The 21,131-nt window shown below is 61.1% G+C and carries 25 protein-coding genes; 18 read left to right on the forward strand and 7 right to left on the reverse strand.

Annotated features, from left to right (window positions below; all coding sequences use genetic code 11):
• The first annotated feature begins 174 nt into the window (after window positions 1-174).
• Genes gatC through rlmD form a run of 4 tightly spaced genes read left to right on the forward strand, consistent with a single transcriptional unit; the run spans window position 175 to window position 4,821 of the window.
• On the forward strand, window positions 175-465 hold the full coding sequence (gatC, locus tag N687_RS0115585) for an Asp-tRNA(Asn)/Glu-tRNA(Gln) amidotransferase subunit GatC (RefSeq protein WP_029422737.1): 291 nt from the start codon (window positions 175-177) through the stop codon (window positions 463-465).
• Window positions 462-1,913: an Asp-tRNA(Asn)/Glu-tRNA(Gln) amidotransferase subunit GatA gene (gene gatA, locus N687_RS0115590; protein ID WP_231493502.1), complete on the forward strand. Its 1,452-nt coding sequence runs from the start codon at window positions 462-464 to the stop codon at window positions 1,911-1,913. The genes gatC and gatA overlap by 4 nt, the downstream gene beginning before the upstream one ends.
• Window positions 1,910-3,346 (forward strand): Asp-tRNA(Asn)/Glu-tRNA(Gln) amidotransferase subunit GatB, encoded by a 1,437-nt coding sequence (gatB, locus tag N687_RS0115595; RefSeq protein ID WP_029422739.1) that lies wholly within the window; start codon window positions 1,910-1,912, stop codon window positions 3,344-3,346. Before gatA ends, gatB begins: the two co-directional genes overlap by 4 nt.
• Window positions 3,343-4,821 carry a 23S rRNA (uracil(1939)-C(5))-methyltransferase RlmD gene (rlmD, locus tag N687_RS0115600; protein ID WP_051663327.1) on the forward strand — a complete coding sequence of 493 codons (1,479 nt, stop codon included), beginning with the start codon at window positions 3,343-3,345 and terminating at the stop codon, window positions 4,819-4,821. Before gatB ends, rlmD begins: the two co-directional genes overlap by 4 nt.
• A gap of 1,132 nt (window positions 4,822-5,953) precedes the next feature.
• Here rlmD and N687_RS0115605 read toward each other — a convergent pair.
• Genes N687_RS0115605 through N687_RS0115620 form a run of 4 tightly spaced genes read right to left on the reverse strand, consistent with a single transcriptional unit; the run spans window position 5,954 to window position 8,094 of the window.
• Complete coding sequence (locus N687_RS0115605) at window positions 5,954-6,226, reverse strand: Hsp20/alpha crystallin family protein (protein WP_051663328.1); 273 nt, start codon at window positions 6,224-6,226, stop codon at window positions 5,954-5,956.
• A 39-nt stretch (window positions 6,227-6,265) separates the two neighbouring features.
• Window positions 6,266-6,694 (reverse strand): arsenate reductase (thioredoxin), encoded by a 429-nt coding sequence (gene arsC / locus N687_RS0115610; protein ID WP_029422742.1) that lies wholly within the window; start codon window positions 6,692-6,694, stop codon window positions 6,266-6,268.
• A gap of 16 nt (window positions 6,695-6,710) precedes the next feature.
• On the reverse strand, window positions 6,711-7,754 hold the full coding sequence (gene arsB, locus N687_RS0115615) for an ACR3 family arsenite efflux transporter (RefSeq protein WP_269320521.1): 1,044 nt from the start codon (window positions 7,752-7,754) through the stop codon (window positions 6,711-6,713).
• Window positions 7,755-7,770: 16 nt separating this feature from the next.
• Window positions 7,771-8,094: an ArsR/SmtB family transcription factor gene (locus N687_RS0115620; RefSeq protein ID WP_029422744.1), complete on the reverse strand. Its 324-nt coding sequence runs from the start codon at window positions 8,092-8,094 to the stop codon at window positions 7,771-7,773.
• Between the two features lie 260 nt (window positions 8,095-8,354).
• Between N687_RS0115620 and N687_RS23315 the strand changes: the two genes are divergently transcribed.
• The 14 genes from N687_RS23315 to N687_RS21370 all read left to right on the forward strand — a co-directional run bounded on the left by N687_RS23315 (window position 8,355) and on the right by N687_RS21370 (window position 17,524).
• Window positions 8,355-8,696 carry an ArsR/SmtB family transcription factor gene (locus N687_RS23315; RefSeq protein WP_081841462.1) on the forward strand — a complete coding sequence of 114 codons (342 nt, stop codon included), beginning with the start codon at window positions 8,355-8,357 and terminating at the stop codon, window positions 8,694-8,696.
• A 14-nt stretch (window positions 8,697-8,710) separates the two neighbouring features.
• On the forward strand, window positions 8,711-9,073 hold the full coding sequence (locus N687_RS23320; RefSeq protein WP_231493504.1) for a hypothetical protein: 363 nt from the start codon (window positions 8,711-8,713) through the stop codon (window positions 9,071-9,073).
• Between the two features lie 136 nt (window positions 9,074-9,209).
• Window positions 9,210-9,527 carry a rhodanese-like domain-containing protein gene (locus N687_RS0115625; protein WP_419670140.1) on the forward strand — a complete coding sequence of 106 codons (318 nt, stop codon included), beginning with the start codon at window positions 9,210-9,212 and terminating at the stop codon, window positions 9,525-9,527.
• 19 nt (window positions 9,528-9,546) lie between these two features.
• Window positions 9,547-9,951 (forward strand): DsrE/DsrF/DrsH-like family protein, encoded by a 405-nt coding sequence (locus tag N687_RS0115630; protein ID WP_029422746.1) that lies wholly within the window; start codon window positions 9,547-9,549, stop codon window positions 9,949-9,951.
• Between the two features lie 24 nt (window positions 9,952-9,975).
• Entirely contained in the window at window positions 9,976-10,551 is a 576-nt protein-coding gene (locus N687_RS0115635; protein WP_029422747.1) for a sulfurtransferase TusA family protein, read from the forward strand.
• 15 nt (window positions 10,552-10,566) lie between these two features.
• Window positions 10,567-11,709: an MBL fold metallo-hydrolase gene (locus tag N687_RS0115640; protein WP_051663329.1), complete on the forward strand. Its 1,143-nt coding sequence runs from the start codon at window positions 10,567-10,569 to the stop codon at window positions 11,707-11,709.
• Between the two features lie 44 nt (window positions 11,710-11,753).
• Entirely contained in the window at window positions 11,754-12,545 is a 792-nt protein-coding gene (locus tag N687_RS0115645) for a sulfite exporter TauE/SafE family protein (RefSeq protein ID WP_156040176.1), read from the forward strand.
• An 89-nt stretch (window positions 12,546-12,634) separates the two neighbouring features.
• On the forward strand, window positions 12,635-13,015 hold the full coding sequence (locus tag N687_RS0115650; protein ID WP_029422750.1) for a rhodanese-like domain-containing protein: 381 nt from the start codon (window positions 12,635-12,637) through the stop codon (window positions 13,013-13,015).
• An 82-nt stretch (window positions 13,016-13,097) separates the two neighbouring features.
• Complete coding sequence (locus N687_RS0115655; RefSeq protein WP_029422751.1) at window positions 13,098-13,358, forward strand: metal-sensitive transcriptional regulator; 261 nt, start codon at window positions 13,098-13,100, stop codon at window positions 13,356-13,358.
• Window positions 13,359-13,370: 12 nt separating this feature from the next.
• Entirely contained in the window at window positions 13,371-13,691 is a 321-nt protein-coding gene (trxA, locus tag N687_RS0115660; RefSeq protein ID WP_029422752.1) for a thioredoxin, read from the forward strand.
• A 20-nt stretch (window positions 13,692-13,711) separates the two neighbouring features.
• Window positions 13,712-14,107, forward strand: coding sequence for a DUF302 domain-containing protein (locus N687_RS0115665; RefSeq protein ID WP_029422753.1), 396 nt, complete (start codon window positions 13,712-13,714; stop codon window positions 14,105-14,107).
• A gap of 30 nt (window positions 14,108-14,137) precedes the next feature.
• On the forward strand, window positions 14,138-14,698 hold the full coding sequence (locus N687_RS0115670) for a class I SAM-dependent methyltransferase (protein ID WP_029422754.1): 561 nt from the start codon (window positions 14,138-14,140) through the stop codon (window positions 14,696-14,698).
• A gap of 718 nt (window positions 14,699-15,416) precedes the next feature.
• Window positions 15,417-16,892 carry an FTR1 family iron permease gene (locus N687_RS0115675; protein ID WP_197029298.1) on the forward strand — a complete coding sequence of 492 codons (1,476 nt, stop codon included), beginning with the start codon at window positions 15,417-15,419 and terminating at the stop codon, window positions 16,890-16,892.
• Window positions 16,893-17,041: 149 nt separating this feature from the next.
• Window positions 17,042-17,524: a hypothetical protein gene (locus N687_RS21370; RefSeq protein WP_156040178.1), complete on the forward strand. Its 483-nt coding sequence runs from the start codon at window positions 17,042-17,044 to the stop codon at window positions 17,522-17,524.
• A 54-nt stretch (window positions 17,525-17,578) separates the two neighbouring features.
• Here N687_RS21370 and N687_RS0115685 read toward each other — a convergent pair whose 3' ends face one another.
• From N687_RS0115685 to N687_RS0115695, 3 genes are all read right to left on the reverse strand, one after another.
• Window positions 17,579-18,574, reverse strand: coding sequence for a 3-hydroxyacyl-CoA dehydrogenase family protein (locus tag N687_RS0115685; protein WP_081841463.1), 996 nt, complete (start codon window positions 18,572-18,574; stop codon window positions 17,579-17,581).
• 185 nt (window positions 18,575-18,759) lie between these two features.
• Window positions 18,760-19,560, reverse strand: a complete 801-nt coding sequence (locus N687_RS0115690; protein WP_051663330.1) for a HipA family kinase — start codon at window positions 19,558-19,560, stop codon at window positions 18,760-18,762.
• Window positions 19,541-20,752: a glycosyltransferase family 4 protein gene (locus N687_RS0115695; protein WP_029422759.1), complete on the reverse strand. Its 1,212-nt coding sequence runs from the start codon at window positions 20,750-20,752 to the stop codon at window positions 19,541-19,543. Before N687_RS0115695 ends, N687_RS0115690 begins: the two co-directional genes overlap by 20 nt.
• Window positions 20,753-21,131: the final 379 nt, after the last annotated feature.

The raw sequence follows: 21,131 nt of genomic DNA on the forward strand, positions 1-21,131 counted from the left end.
CCCTGCGGGGTGCTTCGGTGCGGCGGTCGATCCCGCCGGCGCCAACGCCGCCGTGCGGCGCGGACCGCGTATGTGCTATAATCCCCAACGAATGCCCTGCCTGTGACATCCTGCCGGGCCGTGCACCCATGCGGTGGACGAGCGTCCGGCGTTTCACTGTGAGGAGGGAACCCCGTGAAAATTTCAGCCGACACCGTGCGCCATGTGGCGAAGTTGGCGCGCCTCGCGGTCAGTGAGGAAGAGGCGGCCCGGCTCGCGCCGCAGTTGAGCGACATCATCGGCTACGCGGACGAGCTGCAGTCGGTCGATCTCGCCGACGTCCCGCCGACCAGCCATCCGTTTGCGCTCGTCAACGTGCTGCGAGAAGATGAACCCCGGCCCAGCCTGCCGCGCGAGCGCGCACTGGCGAATGCACCCGACACCGACGGTGAGCAGGTGCGCGTGCCGGCCGTACTGGAGGGTTGACGATGGCCGTACATACCGTCAAACACATCATGGAATCCCTGCGCCGGCGTGAGAGCAAGCCGTCCGAGTGGGCGGAGGCGTCGCTCGCCCGCATCCGGGCGTTGGACGATCGCATCGGCGCGTTTCTGCACGTGGACGAGGAGGGCGCGCTGGGGGCGGCCCGCCGCCTCGATGGCGAGACGCCGAACCATCCGTTGTTTGGCATCCCCTACGCCCTGAAGGACAACCTGTGCACCGAAGGCCTCCCGACCACGGCCGCCAGCCGCATTCTCGAGGGATACGTGCCGCCGTATTCGGCCACCGTGGCGGACAAACTCCGCCAGGCCGGCGGGGTGCTCGTCGGGAAGACGAACCTGGACGAGTTCGCGATGGGATCGTCCACTGAGAACTCCGCCTACAAGAAGACGCGCAACCCGTACAATCCAGACTGCGTGCCGGGCGGCTCGAGCGGCGGGTCAGCCGCAGCGGTGGCAGCCGGGATGGTGCCGTATGCGCTGGGTTCGGATACCGGCGGATCCATCCGTCAACCGGCATCCTTCTGCGGCGTCGTCGGGCTGAAACCGACCTACGGGCGCGTCTCCCGTTACGGGCTGATTGCGTTCGCCTCGTCGCTCGACCAGATCGGCCCCTTCACGCGCACGGCCGAGGACGCGGCGTACGTGCTTCAGGCCATCAGCGGGCACGATCCCTTCGACTCCACGTCCGCCCCGGAGCCGGTGGATGACTTCGTCAGCGGCCTGGAACGAGGTGTGAAGGGCCTGCGGATCGGCGTCGTGCGCGACCTCAGCCAGGAAGGGCTCGATCCGGAGGTCAAACGCCTGGTCGAGGCGGCGATCGCTACCCTGGAGGGGGCGGGTGCCGAGGTGGTCGAGGTGAGCCTGCCGCACATGCACTACGCGGTGGCCACCTACTACCTCATCGCGCCGGCGGAGGCGTCCTCCAACCTCGCTCGCTACGACGGCGTACGCTACGGCAAGCGCGTTTCCGGCGACTCGCTCATCGACATGTACGAACGCACGCGCAGCGAAGGCTTTGGTCTGGAGGTCAAGCGGCGCATCATGATCGGCACCTACGCCCTGTCCTCCGGGTACTACGACGCGTACTACCTGCGGGCCCAGAAAATGCGCACGCTGATCCGAGAGGATTACCAGAAGGCGTTCGAGGCCTGCGACGTGATCGCCACGCCGACCGCACCGACACCGGCCTTCCGGCTGGGCGAGAAGGTGGACGATCCGCTGCAGATGTACCTCAACGACATCTACACCATCCCCGCCAACCTGGCCGGGTTGCCGGGTATCAGCGTGCCGTGCGGCCTGACGGAGGCAGGGCTGCCGGTGGGGCTGCAGTTGGTCGGCCGGGCGTTTGACGAGAAGACGTTGCTGGCGGCCGCGCACGCGTACGAGCAGCTGCGCGGATTCGAGATGCCGCTGCCGGGGGTGGAGCAATGACGACGCAGTTTGAGACGGTCATCGGCCTGGAAGTGCACGTGGAGCTCAAGACGAAGACGAAGATCTTCTGCGGCTGTTCCACCCAGTTCGGCGCCCCGCCGAACACCAATGTCTGCCCGGTGTGCATGGGGCACCCCGGCACCCTGCCGGTGCTCAACCGCGAGGCGGTGGAGCTGGCCCTGAAGGCGGCGCTGGCGCTCAACTGCCGCATCAACCAGGATTGCAAGTTCGACCGCAAAAACTATTTCTACCCGGACCTGCCGAAGGGGTACCAGATCTCTCAGTACGATCAGCCCATCGGCGAGGACGGCTGGGTCGAAATTGACGTGAACGGAGAGCGCAAACGCATTGGCATCGTCCGCGTCCACCTGGAGGAGGACGCGGGCAAGTCGATGCACGCGCCGGACGGGTCGCACTCGTTGGTGGACTACAACCGCACGGGCGTGCCGTTGATTGAGATCGTGTCGAAGCCGGACATCCGCTCGCCGGAGGAGGCGCGGCTGTACCTGGAAGCGATCCGCTCCATCATGCAGTACTGCGACGTCTCCGACTGCCGCATGGAGGAAGGGTCGCTCCGCTGCGACGCGAACATCTCCCTGCGACCGGTGGGGGAGACGAAGTTCGGCGAGAAGACGGAGCTCAAAAACATCAACTCGTTCCGGTTCGTGCAGAAGGCGTTGGAATACGAGGTGCAGCGCCAGACGGAGGTGCTGTCGAGCGGGGGCCGCGTGGAGCAGGAGACGCGCCGCTTCGACGAGGCGACGCAGACGACGGTCTCCATGCGCACCAAGGAGGAGGCGCACGATTACCGCTACTTCCCGGAGCCGGATCTGGTGCGTCTGCGCGTGGACGACGCGTGGCTGGCCCGGGTGCGCGAGGGCTTGCCGGAGCTTCCGTTGCAGAAGCGGGATCGATACGAGCGGGAGTTCAATCTGCCGGCGTATGACGCGGGGGTGCTGACCAGCGACATCGGGGTCGCGACGTACTTCGAGGCGGTGGTGGCGGCAGGCGCGGATCCGAAGGCGGCGAGCAACTGGGTGATGACGGATGTGCTTGGGTACGTCAACGCCCAGGGCCTGAGCATCCAGGAGGCGCCGGTGTCCCCGTCGCACCTGGCGGGACTCATCACCGAGGTGAACAAGGGCACCATCTCCATCAAGCAGGCCCGCGATGTGTTCAAGATCATGTGCGAGACGGGCAAGGACGCGCCGACGGTGATCCGCGAGCACGGGTTTGAGCAGATCAGCGACGAGGGCGCGTTGGCAGCCATCATCGACGAGGTGATCGCCAACAACCCGAAGTCGGTACAGGACTACCTGAACGGCAAGGAGAAGGCGCTCGGCGCCCTGGTCGGCCAGACGATGAAGGCGACCAAGGGCAGGGCCAACCCGGCGGTCGTCAACAAGATGATCCTGGAGCGCATCGGCAAGTGACGGCACGAGGCGTGGACGCGGACCCGCTCGGCCACGGAGCCGGGCCGGCTGAGGCGTCCGGAGCGTCCGGAGCGCCCGGCGGGGCTGCGGCTGGCTCGGCCGGCGGTGCTGGGGCCGGCGGCATGCCCGTGCGGCCGGGGGATCGACATGAGGTGGAGGCGGTGCGCCTCAACGACGATGGCGACGGGGTGGCCTCCATCGAAGGGTTGACCGTGTTCGTGCCGGGCCTGCTGCCGGGGGAGCAGGCGGAGATCGAGATCACCACGGTCGAGCGGCGGTTCGCGCGCGGCCGGATCGTTCAGCGGCGGAGTGACGCGCAGGCGCGCGTCGCGCCGCCATGCGCCGCTTTTGGGACCTGCGGGGGATGCCAACTGCAGCACCTGGCGTACGATGCGCAGCTCGCTCACAAGCGCGAGGTGGTGGTGCAGGCGCTTCGGCGGATCGCGCGGATCGAAGGCGTGCCGGTCCACCCGACGCTCGGCATGGCGAAGCCCTGGCGCTACCGCAACCAGGTGCAGGTGCCGCTCTCGTTCGATCCCGCGACCCGCTCCCTGACCCCGGCGTTCTTCGCGCCGGGGAGCCACGCGCTGGTTCCGGCCCCGGGCTGCCACCTGGAGCCCGTTGAGATGGAGCGCACCATCCAGGCGGTGGCGGGCGAGCTGACCAATTCTCTCGGGGCTCGCGCGGCCCGGGTGCACCACCTGATTGTACGGCAGTCGTTCACGACGGGGGCGCAGATGGTGGTGTTCGCGGCCGAGGCGGAGGATGTGCCGCTCGAGGAGGTAGCCGAACGCGTCCTGGCGATCCCGCCGGTGGTCAGCGTGGCCCGCACCGTGCAACCGAACCGGCACGGCCCGGTGTGGGGACGTACCGTGGACGTGTTGGCGGGAGACCATCACCTGACGGAGCGCATCGGCGATCTGGAGTTTCTCATCTCGCCGCGCTCGTTCTTCCAGGTCAACACGCTGCAGGCCCGGCGCCTGTATGAGACGGCGCTCGCGTATGCGGAGGCGCGGCCGGCGGACCGGGTGCTCGACGGCTACTGCGGGACGGGCACGCTGGCGCTTATGTTCGCGCGGCGGGTGCGAAAGGTGGCCGGGATCGAGACGGTGGCGGCGGCCGTCGCCGACGCGCGGGTGAACGCGGCGCACAACGGGATCGACAACGCGTCGTTTGTGGTCGGCCAGGTGGAGCGGGTGCTGCCGCGCTGGACTGCGGAGGGCCGGCGCTTCGACGTGGTGCTGCTCGATCCCCCGCGGCGCGGCTGCGACCGGCGCGTGCTGGACGCGGTCCTCGAGGCTCGGCCGCGGCGGGTGGTATACGTATCCTGCAACCCGGCGACGCTGGCGCGGGACCTCCGCGTGCTGTGCGACGTTGGCTACCGCGTGGCCGAGGTGCAGCCGGTGGACATGTTTCCGCAGACCAGCCATGTGGAGTGCTGCGCGCGGCTGATCAGAGAGGATGTAGCCAAATAACAATCTCCTGCAATCCCAAATAATCTCCTGCTTCAGCGAGAATAAAGTCCTGATCCAACGCGGGGGAAATGGCTGGATAAACTCGGAAATCCCTTATCCCACAAGCCCTTTCCCCCTGCTTTCTGCCCGACTTTATTTTCTCAAGAATAAAGTTCTGCTTCAAAAATCGGATCAAAAAATCGGGGAAAAGCCCGATCTTTGAAGGACTTTATTTTCTGAGGGAAAAACTGGGGACGGAGTTATGCGGGGAGAGAAGGGGGAATTTGCGGGAGATTGTTTTATGGGGACATAGTTAGAAATGCAAAATGGCTGATTTTCAATTTTCGAATTTGAAATTGGGAAAAGGTTACAGAAGGGCGAAGGGACAGAATCGTGCAGGAAGGGAGCGTGAAAAAGCCCGTACCTGCGCAATTTTCAGGGCATATGGAATTATGCCCGATAAGTCTGAGACGACCACCAGGCAGTCTCTAATCGCCTCCTGACTTGGTGTTTTGGTGAATCACAATTTCCAATACAGACGGGCAAAAAGCCGATACAACGAAGTGACAGACATACCTGTGGCTAAATTCTTGAATGGTAAGCTTTCATTTAGCTAACGTGTCGTTCTAAAGTGTTCTTTTATGGAGGGGACTTGTCGTGAGGAAACGATTTGTAGCTGTGATCGTATCGCCGGTGATTTCACTGGCAATTTTGGGAATTGGCTTAAGTTCCACAGGTCTGGCGAATAACACACATGACGCAAAGCATATAGCGGGTCCAGCGACCCCACATGCCGTTCCGCCACAATTGCAGGGTAAACCAGCGCAACCGAACCCCGACCCAGGAATTGCCTCGACGTACAGCGCAAAGACAACAGACATCGGGTTCGAGTCCGACCTGAAATCATCAAAAAACTTAGACCCAGGTATGACTCCGCAATATCCATCATCGTTGCGATCACCGAATGCACACCAAGCAACACCAGGGCAAACGCCCAAGACGAAGAATTAAGGGCACACGTTATAGAGAGTAATCACCAGCCCTATTCCCGTTGAGTTAAGGGAAGGACGGTTGATTTCAAATACTTCTTCGACATCATGGAATACGAAAAAACCCCTCGGAGTCTCTCCAAGGGGCACATAGTACATGCGTTTCAGTGAAAATCCACGTCAATCTGACGACCTATTTGCTTCTGGCTCTTCGGAAACCTGACTTCCAGTACGGCGTTCCTATACAACGCTTTCGCTCCCGTGTCATCCACGGCACTCGGTAAGGGCACGATACGGGAAAATTGCCCATAGTAACGTTCCGTTCGATGCACGTTCTCGTCCTCTTGCTCGCCCATCTGTTTGATTTTCCTGCTGAGATGAAGGCGATTGTTGTGGACGGTGATGTTTACATCTTCCTTCTCCTCCAATCCAGGGATTTCGGCTACATCTCACGGAAACGTGCACACGTTTGATCGTCATTGGTTGATTTCCTCCTCTAAAAATTTCGCAATGCGTTCTTTAATGGCATCCCGTACTTCACGAAACTTTGCGGTAATTTCCTCTTCAGACCCTGTCGCTTTGGCAGGGTCTTCAAATCCCCAGTGCAGGCGATGGACATGTGGCGGTGTGACGGGGCATTTGTCGTTGGCATCACCGCAAAGAGTGATCACATAGTCGGCTTTGTTGAGAATCTCAGGGTCAATCAAATCCGATGTATGGTCGGAGATGTCCACACCTGCTTCCTTCATCGCTGCCACGGCACGCGGGTTGAGACCATGCGTTTCAATTCCTGCACTGTAAACCTCAATCTTGTCCTTACCGAGATGTCTCGCCCAACCTTCTGCCATTTGGCTACGGCAGGAGTTACCTGTGCACAAAAAATAAATCAGTGGTTTTTTTGACATGACAATTCCCTCCCGTTTAGGCTGATGCCTTTTGGAAATATCTCTGTTGGAACTTGAGTGCTACGTTCACCAGTGCAATCATCACGGGTACTTCCACTAAAGGACCGATGACTGCGGCAAAGGCGGCTCCTGAGTTGATGCCAAACACACCAACGGCAACAGCGATGGCAAGCTCAAAATTGTTGCTTGCCGCAGTGAAGGACAATGTACATGTCACGGAATAATCCGCACCCGCCCTTTTGCCCATGAAAAAGGACACCAGAAACATGACGACAAAGTAGATGAGAAGCGGAATCGCGATCCGAACGACATCCAATGGCAAGCGAACAATCAAGTTCCCTTTGAGCGAGAATATGACAATGATGGTGAACAACAGCGCAATCAGCGTAATCGGGCTGATTTTCGGTACGAAGTTCTTCTCGTACCACGAACGTCCCTTTGTTTTCACGAAGATGTAACGGGTAATCGCACCAGCCAAGAACGGAACACCAAGATAGATAAATACACTTTTCGCGACTTCCGCGATGGTGATATGAATGACCATGGTGTGAAATCCGAGCCATTGCGGAACGACGGTCACGAAAACGTAGGCATAGAGGGAGTAAAACAACACTTGGAAGATCGAATTAAACGCCACAAGACCTGCCGCATACTCCGCATTGCCCTTAGAAAGGTCGTTCCAGACAATGACCATTGCGATACAACGCGCCAAACCAATCATGATAAGACCAACCATGTACTCTGGATAACCACGAAGAAATACAAGTGCCAAGACGAACATCAGAACAGGTCCGATGACCCAGTTCTGGAGAAGCGAAAGACCTAAGATTTTGCCGTTTCGAAATACCTGACCGATCTCTTCATATCGCACTTTCGCAAGCGGTGGATACATCATTAGGATTAAGCCAATCGCAATCGGAATAGATGTGGTTCCGACTTGTAATTGATTCAGTCCGTCAACGAAATGAGGGGCTACGTACCCCAAACCAATCCCGACGACCATCGCCGCGAAAATCCAGATGGTGAGATATCGGTCGAGAAAAGATAACCGTTTGACCAATTGTTTTCCACGCTCCTTATTCACACTGTACGAGTAAACCCTTTTGCTCCAGCCGCCGCAGTTCTTCGGACAAGTCGGGTAAATTCGAGAGAGACATCCCGATTTCATCCAAACGCTCACGGTTCAAGGAATAAAATACCCACATTCCCTTGCGAGTCTCTTTGACCAAACCAGAATTCTTTAAGCGACTCATGTGCTTTGAGACGGCTGGTTGCGAAATCCCGAATATCGGGACGAGTTCGCACACACAACAGTCACGAGTCTGAAGGAGTGCGATGATCTTCAAACGAGTTGGATCGCCGAGAGCCTTCAACGCATCTGCAAGTTGCTCGAACTCCATACAATCACCCCGATGAATATTATAACTATATGGTTATTAAGTTAACAAGTGCTATACAATCTGGTTGCAGTTTGTTGTCGATGGACAACTGTATTACTTTGACAATTGGCGATTGAGGCATAGGGAGAACCTTGGGGTGGATGTGAAGTGTGGGGTGGGTCAAGGGTGTGTTGAACACATCAGCCCATTGCGAAATGAACACATTAGTCATATCTTATTCATATCATTAATTGTTGAAATGATGATGTGAGGTGGTAAATGTGAGCGCTACAGTAGACACAGCCTTATCTGTCCGAGCCAAGTTTTTTCGTGGATTAGCTGACCCGTCACGCTTGGCATTGTTGTTAGCACTGCGCCAAGGGGAGAAAACAGTTAGCATGTTGAGTGAGGAAACAGGTCTTTCACAAAGCAATGTATCCAACCATCTCGCTTGTTTGAAGGACTGCGGGTTGGTTCTGAATCGCCAAGAGTGGAGACATGTGTACTACCGCATAGCCGATGAAAAAATCCTTCGTTTACTCAGCCTTGCTGACGAAGTGGTCGCTGAGAATGCACAACGCATTGCGGGTTGTGTGAATTACTACGTGCACGAAGAACAATAAGGTGGCGATGTGGATTGTCTACAACCGTTCATGCTGTATCGGTTCGTAAAGGTGTGAATATCGAAATTGCATCAGTCATTTGGATGATTGTCGAAGCTGGCGTGGCGATAGGAGCAGGAGTCATTGCCCACTCTTTGGCGCTTGTAGCATTTGGTGCGGATAGTATCATTGAACTCATTGCAGGGGTTGTACTGTTGTGGAGACTTGCGATTGAAGTGAATGGGGCAAGCATGAAACGTGTTGAGCGGGCCGAAAAAGTTTCAACGTGGGTTGTTGGCGTGGCATTCTGGGGATGGTGCAAACCCAAGCCAAGTGAAAAACGGGTCGGCTTGAGGGTCCAAAAATTCGGCGGTGTGGGCGTGCGTGGCCCCACTTGACGAAATCATCTGCGCTCCTTTATGGGTGTTGACACAAACACAGCCGCGTCATAATATATACCCCGTACCGTATATATACCCGTACGGGTACATGGGGTTCGGGGAGTGCGTTTAGAACCGGTTGGGAGGTGAGCTTGTGCAGCGTACAAGCAGCGTGATCCACATTCATCCGTTGGACGTCCACGAGCGCCTGAACCGCGGGGAGCCGCTGCAGATCATCGACGTACGGGAACCGGGCGAGGTGGCCGCCGGAAAAATTCCGGGTGCCAAAAACATTCCGCTCGGGCAGATTCCAGCGCGGATGGGCGAGATCGATCCGCGCCGGGACACCATCCTGGTCTGCCGCAGCGGCAACCGAAGCGCCATGGCCTGCGAGTTTCTGGCGTCGGCTGGGTTCACCCGTGTGAAGAACATGCTCGGCGGCATGAACGCCTGGAGCTGGGAGATCGAATGAAGAAAGGGAGTGACCTGCCATGACCGACAAAAAACGACGTGTGGCCATCATCGCCTCCCAAGGTGGACTGGACACGGCCTACAAGGTGCTGAACATCGCCACGGCGGCCGCCGCAACGGACGCCGAGGTCGCCATCTTCTTCACCTTCGAAGGTCTGAACATCATCCGCAAGGACGCCGCGAACACCCTCACCATGGGCCCGGGCAAGGAGCACTGGATGGAAGGCTTCCAGCGCGCGAATGTGCCGACCATCGCCGAACTGTTGGAGGTAGCCAAGGAGAGCGGCGTGAAGCTCATCGGGTGCCAAATGACCATGGATGTCATGGGTCTGACCGTCGACGATTTCATCGACGGCGTACAGGTGGGCGGCGCCGTGACGTTCCTCGACTTCGCGTACGACGCCGATGTGACCGTGACGTTTTAAGTTTGTCTGAAAGGAGGCGTGGGCATGACCCATATCACCGTGGATAAGACCATCGACTGCAAAGGCCTGTCTTGCCCCATGCCGATTGTGCGTACGAAGAAGGCCATCGACGGGATGCAAGCAGGGCAGGTGCTGGAGGTGGTGGCGACCGATCCCGGTTCGGTGGCCGACGTGAAGGGCTGGGCGAACCGCACGGGCCACCAGTTTCTCGGGACGATCACGGAGGGAAAAGTGTTCCGGCACTTCATCCGCAAGTCCCGCCCGGAGGAGACCAAGCCGGAGCAGCGGTTCCCGCACACGGTGACGAACGAGGACCTGCTACAGAAGTTGGGAGAGGGCGTGACCCTCATCGACGTGCGGGAGCCCGCCGAATACGCGTTCGCGCACATTCCCGGCGCCATCTCCATCCCGCTCGGCGAATTGGAGGCCCGACTGACGGCGTTGGAAGGCCGCAAAGGCGAGCCATTGTACGTCATCTGCCGCACCGGCAGCCGCAGTGACGCGGCCTGCCAGATCCTCGCGAGCCGCGGGTTTGGCCCGGTGTACAACGTGGTGCCCGGCATGAGCCAGTGGCAGGGGCCCGTCACCCAGGATGTGTGAGAGGAGGAACGCAGCATGATCCAGACGACCTTGACTCGCCTGTCGCCCATCGAGGTGTTCGAGAAGCTATTGCGCGGGGAGCCCATGTTCATCCTCGACGTGCGCAACGAGGAGGAGTACGCGGACTGGAGGATTGAAGGCCCGGAGGTCACCAGCGTCAACATCCCGTATTTCGATCTCCTGGATGGGGTCGAACCGGCGCTGAAGCGGCTGCCGAAGGATCTGCCGGTTCTGGTCGTGTGCGCCAAGGAAGGGGCATCCGTGTACGTGGCGGAGCAGCTGCAGGCTGCCGGTGTGACGGACGTGGCAGTGCTTGCCGGCGGGATGAAGGCCTGGAGCGAGGCGCTGCGGCCCGTGAAGGTCGGGGATCTCACGGGAGGAGGTGCGATCTACCAGTTCGTGCGGTTTGGCAAGGGATGTTTGTCGTATTTGATTGCGTCCGATGGAGAGGCGGCCGTGGTGGACGCGGTGCGGACGACGGACGCGTACACGGACTTTGCGGCAGCGCATGGGCTCTCGATCCGCCACGTGATGGACACCCACCTGCACGCCGACCACATCTCCGGCGGGCGCAAGTTGGCGGAGCAGACCCAGGCCACCTATTGGCTGCCTCCCAAGGACGCCGCGGAGGTGCAGTTTGGGTACGAGCCGTTGGTGGCGGAGCGTACCATTCTGGTCGGCCACACGACGGTCCGCATCGTCCCCGTCTACTCCCCAGGACATACCCTCGGCAGCACGTCGTTGGTGGTGGACGACCGGTATCTGCTGTCGGGTGACATTCTGTTCGTGAAATCCATCGGACGCCCGGATCTCGCCGGCAAAGCGGCGGACTGGGCGGGCGATCTGCGAAAGACGCTGTACGAAAGATATCCGGAGCTGCCCTCCCATCTCACCCTGCTCCCCGCGCACTACGGCGATCTCAGCGAAGTGAATCCGGACGGGTCTGTGCATGCGAAGTTGGGGGATGTGTACGCGACCAACGCGGGGCTGCAGGTCGAGGATGCGCAGGCGTTCCGCACGCTGGTGACGGAAAACCTCCCGCCGCAGCCGAACGCGTATCAGGAGATCCGCCTGACGAACATGGGCAGGCTGCAACCCGATGAGGACGAGCAACGGGAGATGGAAATTGGGCCGAATCGGTGTGCGGTGCATGGCTGATTTTTTGCGGCGAAATATACCCCGCCGGGTAAGGGGGTGAGCCGGTGCCGCATCTGACCGCATTGCAGATGCTCCTGTCCGTGTTGTCCGGCGGCGTGGTGGGATTCGTGCTCGGTTTGATCGGCGGTGGGGGGTCCATCCTTGCCGTGCCCCTGCTGCTGTACGTGGTGGGGGTGCACGATGCACACGTCGTGATCGGCAGCACCGCGCTCGCCGTGGCCGCCAACGCCTACGTGAACCTCCTGCCGCATTGGCGGCAGGGGCACGTGCGCTGGAAGGCCGGAGTGGCGTTTGCGCTCCCTGGCGCCGCCGGCGCCTATCTCGGCACGGTGATGGGCAAGATGGCGAACGACCGCGTGATCTTGTTCTTGTTCGCCCTCCTGATGCTCGTCATCGCCATCCGCATGTGGCGATCCCAGCGCACCGGTGAGACGGGACACGGCGTTCATCCGGTCCGCCTGGGGCGGGTGGTCCCAGCGGGACTGGGCACCGGGCTGGTGGCGGGGTTTTTCGGCATCGGCGGCGGATTTCTCATTGTACCCGGGCTGGTCTTCTCCGCTGGGCTTCCTATGGCCGAGGCGATTGGCACGTCGCTGTTCTCGGTGGGCACCTTCGGCCTCACCACCGCGGTGTCGTACGCGCTGTCCGGCATGGTGGATTGGCTCATCGTCCTACTGTACATGGGCGGCGGAGTCCTCGGCGGCGTGTTCGGGGTGTACGCCTGCACGAGGCTTGGGCGTGACACCCGGAGGCTGCAAAGGCTGTTCTCCGGGGTGTTGGTCCTCGTCGCGGGTTACATGCTGTATGTGAACGTGCTGGCCTGGCTCGGGCGATGAGCGTCCGGCGGGCGGCTCGCTGCAGTGGAAGCGCCGGGGCATGGGTTTTTGGCGCAGGGATGCATACCTTGGGGTGGGAGGTGAAGAGGATGCACTGGATTTGGATCGTATGGATGTTGGCCGTCATCGTCTATTTTGTGTATCGCATGCTGCCCGCCAAAGGGGTGAAGACCCTTCGGGTGCACGAGCTGCGGGAGATGCTGCGCGATCGAAAGACGCGTGTGCAGTATGTGGACGTGCGGGAGCCGGGCGAATTCCGCCAGGGTCATGTGGAGGGTTTCCGCAACATCCCCCTCGGCCAGTTGAAGAACCGTCTCGGCGAGCTCGACAAGAACAAGACCGTAGTGGTGATGTGCCACTCCGGGATGCGCAGCGCCCAAGCCGCCCGTTTGCTGGCGAAGCAAGGGTTTGCGGATGTTCGCAATCTCTCCGGCGGATTTATGGCTTGGCAGGCGAGCCGCGGGCGGTGAGGCCACTGGCGGGACCGCCCGGAGAGGAGGTTCTCTTTTGTACGGAGGGGGGTATAATGAGGACGGACAGGGGGTAACTTTCATGGAGTACACGGATCCGGTGAAGCACCGGCTGCGCCGCATCGAAGGTCAGGTGCGCGGGGTGCTTCACATGATGGAGCAGGGCAAGTCGTGCAAAGAGGTGGTCACGCAGTTGTCGGCCATTCGGGCGGCTGTGGACCGGGTCATCATGTATGTGGTCGGCGAGAACATGGAGCAGTGCATCCGCGAGGAACTGTCGGGGGGCGGCAGCGCCGACAAGGTGATTCGGGAAGCGATTGAACTGTTGATGAAAAGCCGGTGAGGAGGGTGAACGATGTCGACGATCACGGTGACAGACAACAACTTCGCCAGCGTCATCCAAGGCGACAAACCGGTGCTGGTCGATTTCTGGGCGGCGTGGTGCGGGCCGTGCCGTATGATGGCCCCCGTGCTGGAAGAGCTGTCGGACGAAGCGGCGGACCGGTTGGTGGTCGCCAAGCTGAATGTGGACGAGAATCCGAGGACGGCCGCGGCGTTCGGGATCATGAGCATTCCGACGATGATCCTGTTCCAAAACGGCCGGCCGGTGAAGCAACTGGTGGGCTATATGCCAAAAGGACAGCTCGTCAGCCAGTTGGCGGACGTCCTGCATTGACCTTCGTGGAGGTGGGCACGATGGCGGAGGATTTCCACTACAGCAAGCGTACCTCGAAAAGCGTCGACGAAGCGGTTCAGGCCCTGGAGGAAGCGCTCAAGGAGCAGAAGTTCGGGGTGCTTTGGCAGATGGACATACCGTCGAAGCTGAAGGAAAAGGGTGTGGACTTCGACAAGCCGTACCGGGTGCTGGAGATCTGCAATCCCCATGAAGCAAAGCAGGCCCTGAGCCAAAATCCGATGGTCGGGTACTTTCTCCCGTGCAAAGTGGTCGTATACGAAGACCACGGTGAGACGGTGATCGGTTTGCCGAGACCGACCACATTGATGGGCGTCATCGGGGACGACGGACTCATGGAGACCGCCCAGCGGGTGGAGACCGCCCTGCGCGCGGCCGTGGAGAAAGCGGCAGGGTGATTCAGGGCGGCGTTGTCGAGGAGGTGTGGCATGGGACACCGGTTTGACCCCAAACACGTGGCGAAGCTCGACAACCCGGAGCGAAGAAAGCTGTTGCCGCCGGAAGACATCCTGAAGAGGCTGGATGTGCAAGCGCATCACGCGGTGGCCGATGTAGGCTGCGGACCCGGTTACTTCACCATTCCGCTGGCCCGTATGACGCGCGGCCGGGTGTATGGCATCGATGTATCTTCTGATATGCTCGCCCTGTTGGCGAACCGGGCGGCGGAGGCTGGCCTGACCCACATCGAGCAGGTGCAGGCCCCAGCGGAACACATTCCGTTGCCGGACGCGAGTGTGGATCGTATTCTCTGTTCATTGGTTTTGCATGAAGTGGACGACCTCGATCAGACCTTGGCCGAGTTTCGCAGACTGTTGAAACCCGGGGGCAGGGTCATGGTCATCGAATGGGAGAAGAAACCGATGGAGGCCGGGCCTCCGGTGCAGGAGCGGATCGAAGCCGCGGAACTGGAGACAAAGGTTCAAGCGGCCGGATTTCAGACGGACATCTGGCGGCCGAATCCGCAGCACTACATCGTCTTGGCGCAGTGAGCCTCCGACAGGCTCGCCCGCCCGGGCGAAATGTGCGTGAATGTGGTGGGTCTCACCGGGGGTTCAGGTGGGGCCCTTTTCCATGGTTTCGCAGCCGGGCGCCCCGACGTGCCACCGTCGTGACGATGTGGTAGTGAAAAAATGGTGTTCATTCGACCGGGGTCACAAGCGGATAGTGACGGTTTCGTATGTATCTGGGCGAGTTCGGGCATTCCTAGACTGTTTTGTATTTAACCAGGCTTCCCGGGGGTACGGACGGCACCGATAACATCATGGAACCACTTTATCCGAACGGGATCGGTTCGAGATTACATGAAAACGTTTTGTATCGCGCCGCTTCCCCGGGTCGATAACATCCAAAACGTTTTGTGCCACCGCGGGACGTAGGGCGGCCGCGACCCAGTGCCTTGCACGATTCCGATGGATACCGTCACACATGGATCTGTCAGAGGGCCCGTAGCCAACGGGTTGCCGTGTCTGACGGGCACGTCCACCCAGCCACCGGGGGCTAAAACACCGTGTTAGATGATGCTAACCATTTTCATTTCCGTTTTGAAATCCGTCACAATGTGAGCCCAAAACATGACTTGTGAAGTCAATTATTATCCCTTAGAATCGTGTTGTGAATCGGGGCATGGCGAGGGGACATCGCAGACCTGGCTTCGCGACGCAACCCGCATCCGGGGGTTACCCGGCGGAGCGGGAAGGAGGGGGACCGGTGGCAAACCGGATGATGCGCCTGCTGGTGACAGTCGGGCTTTGGCTGGGGCTTGCGCAGCCCGCCCTGGCCGACACGCAGGCGGAGCACAATGTGGGTACGGCCGCTCAACAGGTGGAGCAAGCGCTGCAGGCGGCACAGGCGAACCGTCTGGACGAGGCCCAACAGCAGTATGACGGGTTCCATCAGCGCTGGTTTCAGATTGAGGACGGCGTGAAACAGGAGTCCGGCAAAGCGTACGCGGACATCGAGGGCGCCATGGGCGAGGTGGAATACGCCCTGATGCAGCACGACCAGAAGGCGGCTGTCACGGCGCTTCAGAAACTCGATCAGGCGTGCGAAGCGTTTGCGGCGGGCCGGTATGGAGCGGATCAGACCGTGATTCAGCAGGACGTCACCCTCGATCAGTTCATCGTCCTGCTGCAGCAGACCAAGGCGGCGGCGGCAAGCGGCGATGTGTCGCAGGCCTTGACGGACATCGCGCAGGTCCGCCAGGTGTGGCTCAGCGTCGAGGGGCAGGTCGTGGCCAAGTCCAGCACGGTCTATAACAACGCGGAGCGCGACATGGTGACGGTCAACGCGATGCTGGCCGCCAATCCGCCCGACACGCACGGCGCGACGGCGCTGTTGGACACCATGATCGGGTATCTGTCTCCTCTGGCCGCACAGGCAGGATACACGGTGTGGGATGCGGCGATGATCCCGATCCGCGAAGGCCTGGAAGCCCTCCTCGTGGTGGCCGCATTGCTCGCGTTCGTGAAGAAGTCGGGCGCGCGCCGAGGCCGGGCGTGGGTCTGGGCCGGCGTCGGGACCGGGCTTGGCATCAGCGTGGTGTTGGCCGTCCTCGTGAAGTTCGTGTTTAGTTCCGGCGCGTTCGGTCACAACAACTTCCTCATCGCCGGGTGGACAGGGGTCATCGCGGCGGCGATGCTGCTGTACATGAGCTATTGGCTGCACGGCAAGTCCCAGATCGCCGATTGGAACCAGTACATCCGGACGCAGACCGCACAGGCCCTCGGGACGGGGCGCATGTTGTCTCTGGCTTTCTTGTCGTTCTTGGCGGTCTTCCGCGAGGGGACGGAGACGGTGCTCTTCATCATCGGAATGGTGAATCAGATCAGCCTGAACAAACTGATTCTAGGGTTGGCCATCGGACTGGCCGCGTTGGCGGTGGTCGCCGTTCTCATGTTAGTGCTCGGCATGAAACTCCCGCTGCGGCCCTTCTTCCTTGTGTCGAGCCTGATCGTCTTTTACCTGTGCGTGAAGTTCACCGGAATGGGTATCCACAGTCTGCAGCTCGCCGGCGTGTTGCCCTCAACAGTGGCGCCGTGGCTGCCCAGCGTGGACGTGTTGGCGTTGTATCCTTCCTGGCAGAGCGCTTTGCCCCAGGCGCTTCTGATTGTCGTCGCCCTGTCGGTCCTGTTGTGGCGGCAACGGCGCGGCCGGCGGATGGTGCAGGCAGAACACCGCGCATGACGCCGGCAGCTGGGGCGAGGATGCATTCAGAATGCGAACGCCTTCGAGTGGAGGTGATCTTTTGGGGGCAGGACACCCGTGGCCGGGTCGTTCGGAGGACCGTGATCTTTGACAACTTGCATTGACGACAGCAGAAGGGGGACCCTCCTGTGACAATCGGACGAATGGGACAAGCTTTGGCAGTCATTGCATTGACGGTGGGATTGGCGAGCGGGTGCGGCGCTGCCCAGAATGGAACCGGAGCCGCAAACACGAGTGCACCACCAGCCGGCGCCACCCAGAATGCCCAGAGCGTGACGAATCAGACCACGGCCAGCCCGGGAAATGATGCGACGGCTGCCATCCGCAGCGGGATCGACAGCATGTTGGCCACAACGGCCGCGTTGACGAAGGCCATCGAGGCGAAGGACGTGGCGCAGGCCGGCCAGCTGGGAGACAAATTGGAAGAACAGTGGGCCACGTTTGAGGACCAGGTTCGGCCCCGTTTTCCCGACGACTACGAGGCCGTGGAGAAGTACCTGGATCCTCTGCACGCCGGCATTAAAGCCAGTTCGTTGGATGTGAAGACCTTGTCTTCGCTCAACGGTTCCCTCACACAGGCGCTGCAGGCGCTGAAGCAAAAGTTGTCTTGAAGGCCGAGGGCCTTTCGCACAAGCACAAGCGATGCCAGCAGGGGCGGGGGGAAGTCAGGCTTTTTCGGACCCCCTGTCCCCGCTGGTCACCTCGCCCCGATCCCCCCGCAGGGGCGAGGGGATTCCGCGCTTGATCCCCAAAAGCTGCAGGAACGCCGCGTCGCGTACACGGAGGCGTTCCTCCAATTCCCCTTGGGCGTACGAGAAAATGCCGGATCCGGTCTTGGCGCCGAGCATCCCGGCCGCCACCTTTTCGGCCAACCAGGCGGGAGGTTCCACCGCGTTCGACAGCACTGGGAACAGGTTGGTGCACACGCGTTGCCAGGTGTCGAGACCTCCAAAGTCGGCCGTGGCCAGAGCGCCGATGAACGCCCAACGGAACCCCGGTCCCTCGCTGAGGGCCCGGTCAATGTCTTCCGCGTCCGCCACGCCCTCGGCCAGCAGGTGGAATGCCTCCCGGACCAGCGCTGCCTGCAGCCGATTCGCGATGAATCCGGGGACGTCCTTTTTCAGAACCACGGGCGCCTTACCCAGGCGACGGAGCATCGCGATGGTCTGCTGCACGACGTCTTCGCGCGTCTCTGGGCCGCGGACGACCTCCACCAACGGGACCAGCTGCGCAGGATTGAAAAAGTGGGTGATCACGAACCGCTCCGGACGCTTGGCGCGTGCGGTGAGCTGGGCCAGCGGCAGCGTGGACGTGTTGGATGCGATCACGCACGACTCCGCCACCTCTTCCTCCAGCTGGGCGTACAGGTTGTGCTTGAGCTCCAGCACTTCCGGGATGACCTCCGTCACCCAGAAGCTACCTGCCACGGCCTCCCGCAGGTCGGTGGTCGTCTCCACCCGCGCCAGCGCCGCAGTGGCGTCTTCCGAAGTCAACCACCCGGCGTCCACCATATCCCGCAAACTCTCTTCCATTCGTTGGACGGCATTTACCAGCACAGCTTCCGCCACGTCGTACAGTCCGACGCGAAAACCGGCCATGGCGTACAACTGGGCGATCCCGTGCCCCATGACGCCGGCCCCAATCACGCTCACCCGCTCCATCGGCCCCCATGCCCCTTTCGACCTTGTCCACCCTGGAAAAGCCAGAGATCGCTGAAACCTCGCATTCTATTCTGGCATTCTACGATGAAAGGAGCAAACGGAACGGGAAACGGACCGGCCGGACCTCGCCCGCTTCCGCCATCCGTGGGGCGGCTTGCGCCTCGGGGGGCGGATGCGCAAGCCGCTCAATCATGGCGGCGAGGGCGGAATTCTTTCACGCCGCGGAAGGTCAGCCAGCGGCGCAGGAGGGTCCGGAGGATGCGTTGCCGGTGCAGCAGCAGGGCCCGTGTCTCCTGCCGCATGCGGGAGGGCAGCGATCCCTGTGGAGCGGATGCGATGGCTGCGTCGATGTCGCCAGGCTGTAGGCGTTCGATCCGCCGAATCATCGGCGACAACGCGGACCAGGAGGATTGGAGCCGCAGGAGACCCTGCGGGGTATGGTAGTAGAGCCAAAGGCGGCTCCAGAAGGGATCACGCCACCTGTGCTTCTCCCACTTGTAGGGCGCGCCGAGGAGGCACAGGGCGTGATCAATCAGGTACCAATGGTAGCGCTGCTCGCCCTGGTGCCGATACAGGATGAGGTTCGTGCCGGTAGCGCGATCGACGTTGGCCGTCCAGGCGTCGAACACGACCAGTTGGCTCAGGCGCGCCACATCGTACAGATGGTCTTCCGGTCGTTGCCGGACCGCCTGCGGAGCCTTTGCCCAACTGATCACCTCTTCTGCCGGTGTGACCACGGAGACGACGCCGTGCCAAGCCACTCCGTCCGGGCCGACGACGTCCGCCACCTCCAGGTCCGCCACGGGCAGGCCAAGCCGGCGTGCCAACGCCGCCGTGATCCACTCGTTGGCGATGTAGGGGCCTGAGTACCGCCACTGGTCGTCCCGGGCGAACTTGAAGTAGCCCACGCGACCCTCGCTTTGGACGCGCCACACCTGACCCTGCAGTTTTTCCGACACCACACGTTCAAAACGCCATTGAGCCATGGACTTCCGCCTCCATCGGGATCTCTATCCCCGGTCCGTCCACTTGACAGATCTCGGCGAACAGATCCGCGTACCGCTCCGCCACACGGGGCCAAGCGTAGCGCTCGGCCCGCCGTCGTGCTTCCTCCACGTACGCCAGGGCTGCCTCGGGTCGGCGGACGATCCGGTGGATGGCGTTTGCCACAGCCAATCCCGTGGTGCGCGGGATCACCTCCGCCACCTGGGGGTCGACGAAGTCGGCTAATCCCCCGGAACGCGTCGAGACCAGCGGAACCCCCCAAGCCATGGCTTCCAGCGCCACCAGTCCGAAGGATTCCTGCCGGCTCGGCACCACCACCACATCGTGGGAAAGGTACATCTGCGGTATGGCGGACGGTGCCCGAAACCCAAGCCAGCGTACCCGGTGCGCTATGCCCAGCCGCCGCGCCATTCGCTGCAGGTGTTGCGTGTATGCCCGCGATCCCCGGCCCACCACATCCAGCTGCACGGACAAGCCGCGTCGCCGGAGGATCGCCACCGCCCTCAGCAGACTCTCGACACCTTTTCCTGGCACCAACCGCCCTACAAACAACAACCGAAGTTTGTCTCGCCCCGCACGCTCGGCGGCCTCCGCGACCTCGGTGGCGACCGTGGCCAGCCGGGCCCCTTCCGGGACGTCGACGCCGTTGGCGATCACCCGCACCCGTCCGGCGCAGGCGGGATACGCGTTTACGAGTGTGCGCCACTGCCACTCGCTCGGCACGACGACGGAATCGCATTTCTTCAAAAGCCGCTCCTGCCGGCGCATGACCAGGTTGCGCAAGGGGCTCTGCGGTTCATCGCGGACGAGAGAGTGGCAGGTGTAGACGACAGGTACGCCGTGCACACGGCCGAAGTGCAGAGCGACATTGGCAAACTGGACGCTGTGCACGTGGATCACATCCGGGCGATCAAGACTGAGCTCGGCGGTGAGGTCGGCAATCGGATGGACCTTGTAACGACGGCGTTCCCGAAGGTAAAACGGCGCCCGCGCCGGCAGGCGGACGACGGACACGCCTTCGTCGCGGGTGATCCCGGGCGGACCCCCGGCGCGCGTGAAGACGGTGACCTCATGCCCGAGATCGGCCAGCGCCTGGGACAACCGGGTCGCCACCACACCCAGTCCGCCGATGATGGACGGTCCGTACTCAAACGTGAAGACCCATACATGCATCGAAAACTCCCTGCTTCCATGGCAGATGATGTCTCCACAGGGTATTCATCTCTGGGACGAGGTGGCACGGACGGGGGCGGACACCAGGTGAATCCCGGGCTTCAGCCCCGGGGACCAGGCGGCCAAATCTTTTGCTCTCGATTGGACACCTTCATGCTGTATACTCCGTTTATGGAGCACAAATCCAATGAAACGTTATGTATTCGTGCAAGCACCATATTTTAAGTGTCTAAAATATCTCCGAAATGTTCTGGTTAATCCGGCGCAATTATCTGGGCTTAGGCCCAGTAGTTGGGGTGATGGCGTCCCCTACGGGTGTGCGGTGGCATCCGCATCGGCGCACCCGCGTGGCTCGCGATGAGCGAGAAAGAATCCCCGC

Origin of the sequence: Alicyclobacillus macrosporangiidus CPP55 (assembly GCF_000702485.1) — a bacterium.
Lineage (GTDB): Bacteria > Bacillota > Bacilli > Alicyclobacillales > Alicyclobacillaceae > Alicyclobacillus_H > Alicyclobacillus_H macrosporangiidus_B.